Genomic DNA, 14,695 nt, shown 5'->3' on the forward strand with positions numbered 1-14,695 from the left:
TTCGTGCAGCTTATAATGATCAGCACAATAAACAGAGTAACATAGGTTAAGCTGGCGGTTTTTATAGGCTGAAAAAACCTTCGTTGAGTACGCATAGACAAAGTCTTTTACTTGTCGCCCAGAATGGCAGCATTAATTAAATAAAATAAGACCATACGTTGCTGCTCTTGCGATAGATAAACAGTTTTTTCAGGCAAGTTTAAAATGTCTATCTACATAAGATTCATTACGTTCTTTATCGCATAAGGTTTTAATCATTACGTATTAATCCTGTTAATCAGACAAATATTCAATACGTTTCGGAATTAGCCGTGTCAATATTATAGCGCGCCGAGCGCACTTTTTGTAAGCCAGAAAGTATTTTTGCGTTTACTACCTCAAAAAGTATGCTTTTTAGTTCAGGAATTTTCTTATTTCTTTATCTGCCATTCTTTCTGCTCATTTATTACCTATTACCCAAATACTGGCATAATGCGTTTTTGTTTGCAGCTAGTTTGGTTTTTTATGCCTGGGGCGAAGGTCCTGTGGTACTCGTATTGCTGGTATCAGCACTTATCAACTACGTAGCAGGACGACTTATAGAGCAGGGAAAGCGAAAAGCCGGTTTATGGCTGTCACTGGCCGGTAGCCTTTCTTTATTAGTTTACTATAAATATGCTAATTTTTTGGTTGACACTGCCCGAGGCTTTTCGGAAATAGCCGGTCTTCCGGTTAGCAACAGCCTAACGCTACCCTATATAGCTTTACCCATTGGTATCAGTTTTTATACGTTCCAGGGTATTTCTTACACGCTCGATATTTACTGGGGACGGATTCGGGCTAATAAAAGCTTTCTGGATTATGGTACCTACGTGGCGATGTTTCCGCATCAGATTGCGGGTCCTATTGTTCGGTACGCCGATATTGCTCCCGAATTGGCAGAGCGCTCCACTGGGCTCGAAAAATTTGCCGTTGGTGCAGAGCGGTTCATTATTGGATTAGCCAAGAAAGTATTGTTAGCTAATACGTTTGCCAGTTTGGCCGACGGTATTTTCAATGCTCCCGCCGATAGCTATCAGACGGCTACCGCCTGGCTAGGCATTATTGCTTACTCGCTTCAGATTTATTTCGACTTTTCGGGCTATTCCGATATGGCCATTGGCCTGGGTAAAATGGTCGGTTTCGACTTCAAAGAGAATTTCAATTATCCGTACATCGCCCGGTCGATACAGGATTTCTGGCGACGGTGGCACATTTCTCTATCGAGCTGGTTCCGCGATTACGTGTACATTCCGCTGGGTGGTAATCGGGGCAGTAAGACCCGAACGTACCGCAACCTGCTAATTGTATTTTTTGTAACAGGCTTATGGCATGGCGCCAGTTGGAATTTTATTATCTGGGGCCTTTATCATGGCCTGTTTTTACTGCTTGAACGAGCTGGTCTGAGCAAACGGCTGGAAAAAATATGGCCCTTTTTTGCTCATGCTTATGCACTACTAGTTGTTTTGATCGGCTGGGTCTTTTTCCGCATCGAAAGCCTGCCTGAAGCTATTCAGTATCTTCAAAAAATGGCGGGATTTACAGCTTCTACTACGTCGGTAATCCGTTACTCACCCATGCATTTTCTAAGCGCCGAAGTCATCGTTTCGCTTCTGATCGGTATTGTATTAGCAACCCCCGTTTACGCAAAATTTCGGCGCGGTTGGGATCGCGTGTTGGCCCGATTAGCCTCCATGCGCCTGGTGCTGGATTCCGTATATGTTGCGGGGTTGTTTGGGTTATTTATCCTGTCGGTTATGTATCTGGCCGCCGATACGTATAATCCGTTCATTTATTTTCGATTTTAATAAAGAATCACGCAATGACGGAGAAAGACGTAACAAAACAAACCGTTCCGAATCAGGGGAGCAAAACCGAAAACGACCGACAAAGCCGATTCAAGACGCTAATTACGGTTTGGGGCTTTGCTATTTTATTGATCTTACCAACACTGGATCAGTGGCTGGGACTATCTTCCGGTTTTGTCAGCACCGAAAAACGGACTCTTACCCCTTTCCCAACTTTTCAGTTTCCTCATGTACAAACATTCATCGCTAAGTTTAATCAGTATTACAAAGAAAACTTCGGCTGGCGAAATGCCTTGTTTTACCAATACAGCCAATGGAAATACTACGTTCTGAATACGTCGCCTTTGCCTGAGAAGGTCGTTGTTGGTAAGAACGGCTGGTTCTACCCGGGCAATAGCATGAATCAGATTCTGGATCGTCATCAGGGGCTAGCAATCAATCCGGATACGATGGCGGCAGTTGCGCAGCGATTAACTACGTATCAGCAACAGCTGGCGGCTCAAGGCACTAAACTTTATCTGCTGATTGCTCCTGACTCATACACCATTTATCCGGAGAACCTGCCGAACTATTTGCAGACCGTAGATAGCCAAGCTAATTTTAACCGCATCAAAAACTATCTGCTTCAGCATACAACCGTTCCTGTGGTTGATGTCCGAAATACGCTGACGACTGCCAAATCCGACCGTATTGTTTATTGTCAGACAGATACGCACTGGAATTTCTACGGGTCTTTGCTTGCTACGTTAACCTTAGTTGATCGAGTCCGGCAAGATTTTCCGCAAATCCCCAAACCTCGGTTAGCCGATTACCAGGTTCAGGCGCTGAAAGGAGAAGGCGGAGATTTAACGATGATGCTTGCTATGAACGACAAACTCGTTGATTCGGTACAGTACAAAATTACGTTGCCTGCTCATCTGCGTATCAGACAGACCGAAGCCACCAAAAATTCAGATATGGATCTTCCTTCCGAACGTTTTGTCAGCACGTCAACAAATCTGCCCAAGTTACTTTTGCTAGGTGATTCATTCAGTTATTGGATGAATCAATTTGTACCCGGCTATTTTCGTGAGTCGTATTTAGTACGTACACACAAATTGGATATGCAGTTAGCCAGAGCCGAACGTCCTGATATTGTCGTCATTGAAATCGTGGAACGGAACATTGATTTTGTAGGCAGAGCGCAGTAAAAACCGAACAAACAAAAGGCCGGGAAAAGTCAATTTCCCGGCCTTTTTTGCTTAAGTGTTACTAACGCTTATCGGGCTATTTCAATATTCACCCGGCGCCCTTTAATGGTATTGCCTTCCATAACGTCAATAACACGGTTTGCTACGTCCTTCGGTACATCCACATACGTGAATTTGTCGAAGATATCGATGCTACCAATGCTGTTGCCCGGAATGTTGGCTTCACCGGCGATGGCTCCTACGATATCACCCGGACGAACATAATCGCGCCGACCAATGGTTACCATCAGTCGAGTCATATTGGCTTCGCGCTCCCGTGGGGCACGCCGATCTTCTTTCTCGAAGTAGCCGTTACGTCCACCACCCTCGCGAGGACCGAATGAACGCTCATTACGGTCGCCCGAACGACCGCGGTCACGATCGCCGAAACGACTTTGTCCTTCACCACGGCTACGGTCGTTGAAGCGTCCGCCACGATCGTCCCGATCACTGAAACGTCCACCGCGACGGTCATCCCGCTCAGGACGGCCTCCGCGGTCACGGTCGCCGAAACGATCCCGACGATCCGGTCCGTCGCCACGGTCCCGGCGACGGTCGTCATCAAGGCCGAGGTTCTGATCAGCAAACTCGTTTTTCTCGATACCCATGCTACGTTTCACCAAAGCAGCGACAATCTGCTCGGTTGAGAAGCCCGCATGATGCAACTGAGTCAGCAAATCATCGTATAAATTCAGATCCTGGCTTTCGTTTATTGTTTGCTGCAATTGCTCAATAAAACGAGCCTTACGTATACCAACGATATCCTCGAAGGATGGAATTACCCCTTTTTCAACCCGAACTTTCGTATAGTTCTGAATTTCGCGGAAGCGGTATTTTTCGTCGCGGCCGACCATCGAGAACGCCCGTCCTGATTTACCAGCGCGACCTGTCCGGCCAATCCGGTGTACGTAATACTCTTCGTCGAGTGGAATATCGAAGTTAATAACAGCATCTACGTCATCTACGTCTATACCCCGAGCTGCTACGTCGGTAGCGACCAGAATGCTGGTTGTACCCGCCCGGAATTTGCTCATTACGTTGTTCCGCTGTGCCTGACGAAGATCGCCGTGCAAGCCTTCAGCCTGATAGCCCCGAATTTGCAGATCTTCAACGATCTCATCTACCTTACGCTTCGTATTGCAGAATACCAGCAGCAGTTTCAGGTCATACATATCGATCAAACGACACATTACTTCCACCTTTGCCTTTGGCTTTACTTCGAAATAAACCTGTTCAATATTGGTGTTGGTCAATTCTTTTTTGACAACCTTGACCAGAACAGGGTCTTGCTGAAATTTCTGCGTGATCTGCATAATCGGCTTCGACATCGTAGCCGAGAAAAGAATCGTCTGCCGCTCTTCGGGCATATCTTCCAGAATATTTTCAATATCCTCCCGGAAACCCATGTCCAGCATCTCGTCGGCTTCGTCCAGAATCATCATCTTGACGTTGTCGAGTTTGAGCGTGTTACGTTCCATATGATCCATCACACGGCCGGGTGTACCGATCACGATATGAACCCCACTTTTAAGCGAGCGAATCTGACGATCAATGGAATCACCACCGTAGATGGCTTCGACCCGAACCCCCCGCTTGTATTTGGCCAGCTTCCGAATTTCATCAGAGACTTGCAACGCCAGTTCGCGGGTTGGGCACAGAATCAGGGTTTGGACGGAACGGTCCTGAACATCTATCAGTTCGAGGGCCGGAATACCAAAAGCAGCCGTTTTACCTGTACCCGTTTGTGCCTGTCCGATAACATCGCGGCCTGCCAGGATTGGTGGAATTGCCTCTGCCTGAATCGGTGACGGGCTTACAAAACCCATATCGGTTACAGCCTGAAGTATTTCATCTGAAATATCTAAGCTGGAAAATAAAATCTGATTGGGATCAGTCTTTTGTACTGTCTCCGTAGCGGGCTTTTCCTCTGCAGCGGTCGTTGTGGTTGACTCATCAGCTACGATAATAACTTTATCGGCAACGCCTTCTGCAACCGTTTCGACAGCTGAATCGAAGGACGTATCGGTAGCCGATTCATCGACAGATACCGTCTTCTTTTTAGAAACCTTTGCGGGTTTAGTTTCACTTGTAGCCGAAGATCCTGCACTGGCGGCCATTTCTGATGCTACTTTTTCAATGTCCAGTAGATCTTCCTGATCAACGGATTTAGTTGTTTTCGTTTTCATTAACTTGGAAATGATTAAAAATAAAATCATCCAAGCGAAGACGAGTATGTGCCAGTGAACGGCGCGATATTGCGAGAATTGCCCAACGAACGAAGCTGCCCCAATGACCCGACAAGGACCCCCATTTTTCCCAACCCTTTTCGAGGGAAAAGACAACAACCAGTAAATGATTAAGCAATTCGCTTAATAGCCTTACCAGTACGACCGATTGACGATTAGCCCACGCGCAAATGCTTCACTCATGAAGCGTCCACCCAGAAACCCATCTGTACATCCGTACCTGGCTCTGTCAGACCTAACTCAGCGTGTAAAAAGGAGAGAAACAGAGACGCGACGGATGTCGCTTGTAAAATCTGGTGCAAAATTAAGAAATAAATATTAAATAAGCAAGTATGCGCTTAGTGATATTGTATTTATTTTAGAAATGAACCGACAGAAAGACGCTCTACGTTGTTAAGCTATCAAGCAATCACGATGAATTCAGCCGTAGGAAAATACATTATTCTCATTGGAGGAGCATTGGTGCTTATCGGTACAATCGTTTATTTTTTTGGCGATAAACTAAACTGGTTAGGCCGACTACCGGGGGACATACGTATTGAAGGGAAAAATGGCGGAGGGTTTTATTTCCCAATTGTCACCTGTATTGTGGTCAGTATCCTTCTGAATCTGATTATTGTTTTGGTCCGTCGCTTTTGGGAACCTTAGCACTTGTTGATTTATCAGGCTGATTCAGATTTTCTTCGCTATATGTTAGCTTATTTAGGTAAAACACTTCGCGCTGGCTTGCATAATTTCTGGAGGGCATAATTTTCTGAAACCCAAACGCCAGGAAGTGGCGACCATACCAGGCCATTAGATTATCCTGCGATGAGAAAGTTACTTTCTCATTTTCAGCATTGGTTTTCAGCTTAAATCTTTCGGTTTCCTTCAGGACTTTACTACCCTGGATCACTTCGGTCGTAATTTCCCCATCGTTCGGGTAAGCCATCACCATCCGGTCTCCCTGCTGCGAAACCTGTACCATTTCAATTAATTCCTTGCTTAGTAACTCCTTGATGGGAAAACAATTATCCCATAAGAGCTTTCCCTGTTTATCAAAGCCACAAACAAACGCGTGGGTGTACCGATAACCTTCGTATCGATCACTGCTTCGTATGTAGCCTCCGTAAGCAATGGAGCTACCTCTGTATTGCGGATAATATACCTCCGCCACCAGTGTAAGTCCCTCTGAGGTGACCTGCAAATCATGCACCAGCAAGCGATAATGAAATTTATAATCTTTTCCTTCTTCTTTCTTCTTCAGTGCCCGAGCCAGCAGTTTTTGCTGCCGATGAGGCTTCAAATAATTGAAGAAATTCTGAAGCTGCGAAAATTCAATGTACTGAATCGTATGCGAAGCCGTATCGCCGGATGTATTACCCGGACCGCCATGATGGATACGCGTTACGTAAATTCCCTGCGAGTAAGGCGTACAATCTGTAGAATAGTTGCCGACCAGAAGCGATTCGGATTCATTAACGGGCAGCAGCTTCCCGGAAATCAGGTTGTTTTGTGTCCCATCAAAATCAATGGTACGTAGCAGTTTACAATCATAGTTATACGTGCGCAACGAAAATTTGCAGTGCCGCTTGAGCGTATGCACCAGCACATTTATTTCACGATGCACTTCATCAACTTCCAAACCGCTGAGATCCATCCGGTTAACGTATAAACCCGGTAGTACTTTAGCCGACTGATCGAAGAAAGAAAAGGCCATAACAACCGGACGCCCATGACGGTAGCCTCCGACATAAGCCTGACTTCCCATCACTTTAAAATGCTGTACATCAAACTGGTCAACCAGATTCCCTTCAAATGTTTCGATACTACCATCATCGAGATGAAGCCGCAGAAATTGAAAGAGCCCGGTATCGTAATCACGAAAGAGGTGATACGTGTACTGATCTGTATCATAGGTCTGAATAGACCTGAATCGGATATCCTGTTTAAAGTCAGCTTTCCAGATCAATTTGAGGTTTACATCATATTTCCGGAAACTGAATTTGGTTGGACTAAAATCGTATGAGCTACCACTTCGGATAGTCACCAGCACTCCCCGATCCGATAAAGGCGTTACATCGAATGTTTCGGTTTCATCCCGGTTGGCGGGAATTTCCAGCCGCAATGAATGCGCCAGCTGCGCCCTGGCCGGACGTAACGTAACGCCCATGAACAGAAGGCAGAATAGAGCCAGAACGCGAAGCATAACCGTAAACGTTGATATACAACTAATTTATGAAACGCAAAGTACAAATACTAATTCAGATTGTACTATTTCATAAAAGTTACACTTGCCAGCGCTTTTTTAGATAATCTTTCATAAACACGTTTATATCCCACTGGCTGGCAACGGGCTGCTGAGTGAAAGGCAACGTAGGCAGATAACCCGCTGGGCCAAACTCACAAGTGACCGTTAACGTAGCAGCGTTGGCCTTCTGTAGTCGGGAACGAATCGCATCCCACCATTTGGCATGACTCTCCAGCGCATCTTTCCACTCAGGAGCGCGCGGATCGTTTACCTGTGGGCCTTCGGGGTGACCGACGCGACAATGAACATGATCGCTAACGGTAATAGCCCGGTTTACATTTTCAGACTGATCGGCTAAATACGATTCTGCTACGTTCACCCAGTGTGAATAATCGGCCGTCAGTCGTAATTCCGGAATCTTGAGCAGATAATACTGAATAGCGGGGGCGCTGTATGAAAATCGCCCCCGGTGCGTTTCATGCAGAATCCGAACGCCAGTTTGCTTTTGTACATCTAAAGCAATCTGAATTAGCTCAGCATTTTGCTCAAATGTGAAGTAGTCGTGCCCTGTATGGGCGTTGATGAATGAGGGCTTGTACGAAGCAATATTGAGCAAATCGTCGTGGTACTTTTTCTTATGCTCAGCAAAGTTACTGCCTTCGCCAAACGCCATCAAAATTAGTTCCAGGCCATGATCATGCATCACCTGAACGGCTTCGTTACGCTTGTCCGGTCCGGCGGCAATTTCCATGCCGTCGTAACCAGCGGCTTTCACGCGTTTGGCGGCTTCGGTATAAGTAAGATTTTCCATGCCCCACATTGGGCAGAAGAAGAGCGTTTTCATAGGAAAGGGGAATGGTAGGGGTGGCAGGGATTGCACGGGTTGCGCGGATAGCGGGAATTGTTAAAATACATAACCTACGCAAACCCTGCTATCCAGGCAATCCATGAAGTCCTCGCTTTTACTTAATAATGGTTGACTCCTTATCGACTCTCGGCGCTTGGCCACCACGTAGTACTGAACTGCCATTATATCGCTGGCTCTGGTCAATGTCTAGCGGCTGAGTGAGTTCTTCAAGGCTCAGTTGACCGCTTTGCGCGAAGGCTGTAACGGCATTTGCGAACGTAACGAGTCGGATGGCTTCGTCGGAAATGCCCTGTTGTTTCATTAAAGCCGCCGTTTTAGGTACGGCCAATGGATCACTAATGCCCCAGTCTGCCGCCGAGTTAATCATGATCCGCTCAGGACCGTATTGTTTCACAACCTCAACCATGCGTTCGTTACCCATTTTGGTAAATGGATAAATCGTAAAGCCTGCCCAGAAGCCCCGATCCAATACTTCCCTTACCGTTTCCTCATTATTGTGATCGACAATTACCATACCCGGATCGATACCATGCTCAATGGCGATGTCCATGCTCCGACTGGTACCCTGTTTTTTATCACGATGGGGCGTATGAATCTGCACGGGCAAATTAGCTTCTTTAGCCAGTTCCAGCTGTGCCCGATAGTATTTGTCTTCAGCGGCTGTTTGATCGTCGAAACCAATTTCGCCTACCCCTACAACGCCTTCTTTATAGATAAACAGCGGCAGGATTTCCATCACCTGTTCGGCTAGTGCTTCCTGATTGGCTTCTTTTGAATTCAAACCAATTGTACAGTAGTGCCGGATGCCAAATTGCGACGCCCGAAACCGCTCCCAACCTACCAGACTGGCGAAATAATCGCGGAATGAGTCGACGCCCGTACGGGGTTGTCCTAGCCAGAAGGCTGGTTCGATCATCGCTACTACGCCTGCATCAGCCATAGCCTGATAATCGTCAGTCGTGCGGGAGGTCATGTGTACGTGCATATCGAAGAACGACATGCCACGAATTGAATCCATAAAATCCATAACTCTGTTGTTAAATACTTGTCAAGCGAAATTGAAAGTAACGAATACAGCCAGGGCCCTATTTTTACCCCCTCAGTGAGCAAAGTTCTCGAAAAATCTGACCGCTTCCCAGATGATTTTTAGCAGGAATTTAATTGCTACTTATAAACTTCGCTTTACTCTATTCGTTTTAATAATGTAGACAAACAAATGCATCATGAATACGCTTCATCAGTTCAGGTTAGAGAAAGGGGGCCTTTGGGCGATCCTACTCCTAATCATTAGTGGGGCATTAACGGCTTGCCAGGATAATGCTATTAATGATTTAAATCCGGCCGATAGTCCGGTATATATTACCAACTACGACCGATCGGTGAACTTCGCTCAGTACAAGACGTTTAGTTTACCTGATTCGGTTGTTATTCAGTCTAATGATAGCTATGCCGCCGTCAAGAACAGTATATCCGATCAGTTCGTAACGGACGTAGCGGCTGGTCTTGCGGCCAAAGGGTTTCAGCGTGTCAGCAAAGGCGATTCAGCCGATTTAGGGGTTGTTATCCTTCGCGTCAACAATCGCTATACGGGCATTGCGAGCAACCCGTACTCGTATTATTCCAACTATTGGGGTTTTGGCGGGCTAGGTGGCTTGGGTGGATACAACCCGTACTATCCAAGCTATTACACGTATCAGGTGACGGATCAATACTGGGAAATTCAGATTGTTGACCTGAAAAATGCACCCCCTAATTCCTCCGGGCAGCAGCAGTTGAACGTGTTATACGATGCCACAATTCGCGGAACTGACGTTACGGATACCCAAGCGGTTACCACGGCTGTTACGTCTATTTTTAATCAATCACCTTATTTACAGGCAACCCGCTAAGACGCTATGAAACGCATAATGGCAATAATTGCCCTGCTTAGCCTCTCTACGGCGGCCTGGGCACAAGTCGACTATTCGGGCGAATCGTCGATGTATGATCGATACGTAACGTTTAACGTAGCGGCTCGGTATGGAGTTGCTTTCCCGATGGGCGGTCAGAAAGACTATATCGACAAAATTTCGCCAACCAATTTTGCTTTAGAAGGCGAATGGCTCTTTCCGCGCCGGTTCTCGATTGGATTGAAAACAGGCTATCAATACAGTAAACTACGTACCGGACGCCAGGTTTATAGCTATACTGATGGTGATTTTGGCCAGGATATTTCAGCCGTTCAAACCCGAACCCTGTCGATTATTCCGGCAATGGCTTCGCTCTCATATTATTTTGCCGGGAATGCCGATGCCATACGACCCTATATTCAGTTTGCCGGTGGTGGTGCCTATGTCAACTACACCAACTATTTTGGAACCCTGGCCGACCAGAAAACGCAGTTTGCCGGAGCAATTGCGCCAGCTATCGGGCTAAAATACTACGGTGCACGTGAGCAAAGGCTAGGGGCCGAAATTCAGGCTCAGTATCAGAACGTATTTTTTAATTACGATCTGCTGAAAAACTCCGCCCCTTCGCTGATGATTTCGGCGGGTATTTCGTATCGATTTTATTAACGTAACGCGGAGCTTTCCGCGTTACAGTACTCGTTCCATATTCGGCGGTAAACTACGACCGGCAGCCCGACGTTCGGCAGAATAGTCTGTCAGAATTTGGGTCAGCCGGTCGTTTTTACGTTCGTCTAGGCCTGTAATCTGCGTTACGTCTTTGTCGGTAAAAAAGGCTTTCATAATCAGTTGATTCCAGGCCGCTTCGTCCAGATAGTCAGCCGGGTACGGATTATGCAGCATAATGGCCGACTGCACATCGGCAATGTTGTTCCGCACGCCTTCGGTTGCCTGAAACTTCCAGCTTTCGGGATAGGCCAGTACGGGCAAAGCCGAATACAACGCCACCAACTCGTTCAGTTCGCCTGCTTTAAACAATTCTGAGATGGTTTTAACGTAGTACGTCGGGTCGTCAATGGGTAATTGAAGCAGCCACCACACCCGCGCCAGCCGGTCCAGCGTCCAGCCGTTCACGGTAAAACCAGGCCGAATCCGTTCGATGGAAAACGCCATATCCGCCGGTACGTTGAGCAGTTGACGGCCAACAAAACGCGGAATAGCTGTAAAAACACGGTAAAACGTAGCCGTTTGCGGATTTTCCTGAAACGCATCGGCCTGTTGCCGAAGATAGGTAGTAGCCTTTTCGGAATTAGCCTGCTGTTCAATCAGATAAAACAGCGTTTGGCTCATCTGCGAGATATTCATAAGACAAAAATACCACAACCGAAATACATTAGTCCATGACTATGCTCATCTTTATTGCTTAGTAGATCCACGTAACCAAACACACGCTACGTTGCTCTCCTCTTTATGCGTCCAGTTCTCCTTTTTTTTCTGATCATTCACTACGTAGCATGTGCTACGTTTGCTCAATCAACCGCTGATTTTGTCTGGTGGAATCCTACGCAAGCCGCAACATCGGTTATTGAAGGGCAGGGCTGGAACGGGGCCGCTCTCCAGAATCCGTACGATCGGCTTCCTGCGAAAGCCGAAAAAAACGTTCGTTCACCCGTCTGGAATTTATCGCACAATGCCGCTGGATTGATGATTCGATTCAGAGCCAGCACTGACCAGATTGTCGTTCGCTACGTAGTGACCGGCAAACAGGCTCAGCCGCACATGTCGGCAACGGGCGTGAGTGGCGTAGATTTGTACGCCGTAAACAGCGATGGCGACTGGCTTTGGTGCAATGGCAAATACGCCTTCGGGGATACGATTCAATACGTTTTTCAGGGTCTGGAACCAAACGATCCGAATCATCAGAAAGGCCGCGAGTACCGGCTATATCTGCCGCTGTACAACTCAGTAAAATGGCTTGAAATCGGTACGCCCAAAAACGTTACGTTGACGCCCCTGCCCGTTCGACCCGATAAGCCGATTGTGGTGTATGGTACGTCAATTGCGCAGGGAGCCTGTGCCTCGCGGGCGGGTATGGCCTGGCCTGCCATTCTGGGTCGCAAACTGGATCGTCCGGTTATAAATCTGGGGTTTTCGGGAAACGGGCGAATGGAAAAAGAGGTGGTTGAGCTACTGCCCGAAATTGACGCCAGACTCTACGTACTGGATTGTCTGCCGAATCTGATTGCGTCAGTCGGGATCAAGCCCGATACGATTAAGATGCGCATCATCGACGCGGTGAAAACACTGCAACGCCAGCATCCAACGACGCCGATTCTACTGGTCGAACATGCGGGCTATACCGATGGCGGTATCAATCCAACCCGACGCCAGTATTACAGCGACGCCAACGTATTGCTGAATCAGGCGTTTACGCAGTTGAAAAGCGAAGGCATCAAAAATCTGTACATTTTACCACGTTCGGCCATCAATCTGTCCGACGATTCGATGGTCGATGGGACGCATCCGACGGATTTGGGAATGCAGCAATATGCCGATGCGTATGAACGTAGCATTCGCACGATTCTGAACGAACCCGTTGGCGACGTATCGACCATGAAACCCCGTACGCAGTTCCGTGACGCCCGCGTGTACGACTGGGATGCCCGCCATCGCGAGATTATGGCGCGTGTAAAAAGCAATCCGCCACGTATTCTGTTCATTGGCAATTCAATCACGCATTTCTGGGGCGGTGAGTCGACAGGTGCCAAATTGAATGGGCCCGATAGCTGGCAATCGGTGATGGAGCCGCGAAACGTACTGAATCTGGGTTATGGCTGGGACCGTATCGAAAACGTTCTCTGGCGCGTCTATCACGGCGAACTCGACGGCTATTCGGCGTCGCAGATTTTGCTGATGATTGGCACGAACAACCTGCACCTCAATACCGATGCCGAGATTAGTCAGGGGCTGGCGTTTCTGGTACGTGCCATGCAAGCCCGCCAACCAAGTGCCGACATTCTGCTCATTGGCATACTGCCCCGACGCGATGGCGAACAGCGCGTAGCTACGCTGAACCAACGTATTGCGCAGATTGCGGGCGAGCTGAACGTAACGTTTATTCAACCGAGTACGGTATTTCTGAAACCCGATGGCAAAATTGACGAGTCGTTTTTCAGTGACGGCCTCCACCCCAACGCTGAAGGGTACCGCAAACTCGCCGATAAACTCCTGCCCTACTTGAAACCTGTTGAAGTGAAACCCACAACGTCGAAACGGAAGAAACTCTTAAATTAACGTAAATAGTGTGATGGATTACCTGGCCCACGGATGCAAATTGATTATTGACCTGCTCATAGTCACCAATCGGCAGACTGAGATTAGGTGAATCATTTTTTAGCCTTCGGATGGGCCTGATCGTAGGTTTTTTTGAGTTGTTCGAGGCTGGTGTGGGTGTAGACCTGCGTAGCGGCCAGACTCGTGTGGCCCAGCAAATCCTTGATGGCGTTGAGGTCGGCGCCCCGGTTGAGAAGATGCGTAGCAAACGTATGACGTAGCACGTGGGGGCTCTTTTTCTCAAGCGTCGTGACGAGTGTAAGGTGTCGCTGTACGATACGTTGAATCAACATTGGATAAGCCGCAATACCTTTATCGCTCACAATCAACGTAGCATCGGTATGTACGCCAAACGTATCGTTTTTCAGTTGAACGTATTGCTGAACCAGATCAAAAAGCGGCTGCGTCAGCGGAATAATACGATGTTTGTTGCGTTTTCCCAGTACAATAATCGTTTTCTCATACAGGTTTACGTCGGTAGTTTTCAGGCCGAGCAGTTCACTCAACCGAATACCAGTTCCATATAGTAACTCAAGCACCAGCTTGTCTCGAAATCCTTCGAACGTATCCGGAAACTCAACGTCGTTCAGCAGCATGTCCATCGGTTTTTCTTCGACGTATTGCGGCAGCCGTTTACTGGCCTTGAGCGACTGAATTTTCTGCATCGGATCGATGGTAATCAGTTTCCGACGGACCAGAAATTCGTAGAAGGTACGTAACGTAGCAATCTTGCGGTTCACCGACGATTTGTCCATTTCTGCCTCAACCATACTCACAATCCACGACCGGATGTGCCGGAAATCAGCCAGTTCGGACTGCGTTACGTTGCATTCCATCATCAGGAACGTAGTAAACTGCTCCAGGTCCTTCGCATAGGCCGTAATGGTATGATGGCTCAGGCGTTTTTCGTAGCGGATGTGGGTGAGGAAATCGTCGGTAATCATCAGAACCAGGATTTAACATAAGAACCTGTTTAAACTTTCTAAAATAGATCTCATAGAGATGGGCATTTGTCATTCCGACCGGAGGGAGGAATCTCAAACTTCCCAATAGACGAACTTGAGATTCCTCCCTCCG

The 14,695-nt window shown here is 47.5% G+C and carries 12 protein-coding genes; 6 read left to right on the forward strand and 6 right to left on the reverse strand.

Annotation, left to right across the window (positions count from 1 at the left end; translation table 11 throughout):
- Positions 1 to 386 precede the first annotated feature (386 nt).
- On the forward strand, positions 387 to 1,826 hold the full coding sequence (locus ACOJS8_RS18410) for an MBOAT family O-acyltransferase (protein ID WP_420150014.1): 1,440 nt from the start codon (positions 387 to 389) through the stop codon (positions 1,824 to 1,826).
- A 14-nt stretch (positions 1,827 to 1,840) separates the two neighbouring features.
- Positions 1,841 to 3,016, forward strand: a complete 1,176-nt coding sequence (locus ACOJS8_RS18415; RefSeq protein WP_420150015.1) for an alginate O-acetyltransferase AlgX-related protein — start codon at positions 1,841 to 1,843, stop codon at positions 3,014 to 3,016.
- Between the two features lie 68 nt (positions 3,017 to 3,084).
- Here the strand turns inward: ACOJS8_RS18415 and ACOJS8_RS18420 are convergent, their stop codons facing one another.
- A complete protein-coding gene (locus tag ACOJS8_RS18420) occupies positions 3,085 to 5,241 on the reverse strand; it encodes a DEAD/DEAH box helicase (RefSeq protein ID WP_420150016.1) in 2,157 nt (718 codons plus the stop codon).
- A gap of 474 nt (positions 5,242 to 5,715) precedes the next feature.
- Between ACOJS8_RS18420 and ACOJS8_RS18425 the strand changes: the two genes are divergently transcribed.
- On the forward strand, positions 5,716 to 5,949 hold the full coding sequence (locus ACOJS8_RS18425; protein ID WP_420150017.1) for a DUF2905 domain-containing protein: 234 nt from the start codon (positions 5,716 to 5,718) through the stop codon (positions 5,947 to 5,949).
- Here ACOJS8_RS18425 and ACOJS8_RS18430 read toward each other — a convergent pair.
- From ACOJS8_RS18430 to ACOJS8_RS18440, 3 genes are all read right to left on the reverse strand, one after another.
- On the reverse strand, positions 5,915 to 7,489 hold the full coding sequence (locus ACOJS8_RS18430; RefSeq protein WP_420150018.1) for a hypothetical protein: 1,575 nt from the start codon (positions 7,487 to 7,489) through the stop codon (positions 5,915 to 5,917). The two genes, ACOJS8_RS18425 and ACOJS8_RS18430, sit on opposite strands and share 35 nt — an antisense overlap.
- Before the next feature lie 79 nt (positions 7,490 to 7,568).
- Complete coding sequence (locus ACOJS8_RS18435) at positions 7,569 to 8,375, reverse strand: sugar phosphate isomerase/epimerase family protein (RefSeq protein WP_420150019.1); 807 nt, start codon at positions 8,373 to 8,375, stop codon at positions 7,569 to 7,571.
- Positions 8,376 to 8,493: 118 nt separating this feature from the next.
- The gene (locus ACOJS8_RS18440; protein ID WP_420150020.1) at positions 8,494 to 9,426 is read right to left on the reverse strand and encodes a TatD family hydrolase; all 933 of its coding nucleotides are present in this window, start codon (positions 9,424 to 9,426) and stop codon (positions 8,494 to 8,496) included.
- A gap of 196 nt (positions 9,427 to 9,622) precedes the next feature.
- Between ACOJS8_RS18440 and ACOJS8_RS18445 the strand changes: the two genes are divergently transcribed.
- Positions 9,623 to 10,288 carry a DUF4136 domain-containing protein gene (locus tag ACOJS8_RS18445; protein ID WP_420150021.1) on the forward strand — a complete coding sequence of 222 codons (666 nt, stop codon included), beginning with the start codon at positions 9,623 to 9,625 and terminating at the stop codon, positions 10,286 to 10,288.
- Between the two features lie 6 nt (positions 10,289 to 10,294).
- Complete coding sequence (locus ACOJS8_RS18450) at positions 10,295 to 10,954, forward strand: hypothetical protein (RefSeq protein ID WP_420150022.1); 660 nt, start codon at positions 10,295 to 10,297, stop codon at positions 10,952 to 10,954.
- A gap of 21 nt (positions 10,955 to 10,975) precedes the next feature.
- Here the strand turns inward: ACOJS8_RS18450 and ACOJS8_RS18455 are convergent, their stop codons facing one another.
- Entirely contained in the window at positions 10,976 to 11,650 is a 675-nt protein-coding gene (locus tag ACOJS8_RS18455; RefSeq protein ID WP_420150023.1) for an EboA domain-containing protein, read from the reverse strand.
- Between the two features lie 105 nt (positions 11,651 to 11,755).
- On the opposite strand from ACOJS8_RS18455, the gene ACOJS8_RS18460 reads away from it, so the two are divergent.
- The gene (locus ACOJS8_RS18460; RefSeq protein WP_420150024.1) at positions 11,756 to 13,579 is read left to right on the forward strand and encodes an SGNH/GDSL hydrolase family protein; all 1,824 of its coding nucleotides are present in this window, start codon (positions 11,756 to 11,758) and stop codon (positions 13,577 to 13,579) included.
- 92 nt (positions 13,580 to 13,671) lie between these two features.
- On the opposite strand, the gene ACOJS8_RS18465 is transcribed toward ACOJS8_RS18460, so the two are convergent.
- Entirely contained in the window at positions 13,672 to 14,562 is an 891-nt protein-coding gene (locus tag ACOJS8_RS18465; protein ID WP_420150025.1) for a tyrosine-type recombinase/integrase, read from the reverse strand.
- Positions 14,563 to 14,695 lie beyond the last annotated feature (133 nt).

Source organism: Spirosoma sp., from assembly GCF_048594605.1.
Lineage (GTDB): Bacteria > Bacteroidota > Bacteroidia > Cytophagales > Spirosomataceae > Spirosoma.

Coding starts and splice junctions, on each gene's coding strand:
- ACOJS8_RS18410 (WP_420150014.1), top strand. CDS start 387: ATGCTTTTTAGTTCAGGAATTTTCTTATTTCTTTATCTGCCATTCTTT.
- ACOJS8_RS18415 (WP_420150015.1), top strand. CDS start 1,841: ATGACGGAGAAAGACGTAACAAAACAAACCGTTCCGAATCAGGGGAGC.
- ACOJS8_RS18420 (WP_420150016.1), bottom strand. CDS start 5,241: ATGAAAACGAAAACAACTAAATCCGTTGATCAGGAAGATCTACTGGAC.
- ACOJS8_RS18425 (WP_420150017.1), top strand. CDS start 5,716: ATGAATTCAGCCGTAGGAAAATACATTATTCTCATTGGAGGAGCATTG.
- ACOJS8_RS18430 (WP_420150018.1), bottom strand. CDS start 7,489: ATGCTTCGCGTTCTGGCTCTATTCTGCCTTCTGTTCATGGGCGTTACG.
- ACOJS8_RS18435 (WP_420150019.1), bottom strand. CDS start 8,375: ATGAAAACGCTCTTCTTCTGCCCAATGTGGGGCATGGAAAATCTTACT.
- ACOJS8_RS18440 (WP_420150020.1), bottom strand. CDS start 9,426: ATGGATTTTATGGATTCAATTCGTGGCATGTCGTTCTTCGATATGCAC.
- ACOJS8_RS18445 (WP_420150021.1), top strand. CDS start 9,623: ATGAATACGCTTCATCAGTTCAGGTTAGAGAAAGGGGGCCTTTGGGCG.
- ACOJS8_RS18450 (WP_420150022.1), top strand. CDS start 10,295: ATGAAACGCATAATGGCAATAATTGCCCTGCTTAGCCTCTCTACGGCG.
- ACOJS8_RS18455 (WP_420150023.1), bottom strand. CDS start 11,650: ATGAATATCTCGCAGATGAGCCAAACGCTGTTTTATCTGATTGAACAG.
- ACOJS8_RS18460 (WP_420150024.1), top strand. CDS start 11,756: ATGCGTCCAGTTCTCCTTTTTTTTCTGATCATTCACTACGTAGCATGT.
- ACOJS8_RS18465 (WP_420150025.1), bottom strand. CDS start 14,562: ATGATTACCGACGATTTCCTCACCCACATCCGCTACGAAAAACGCCTG.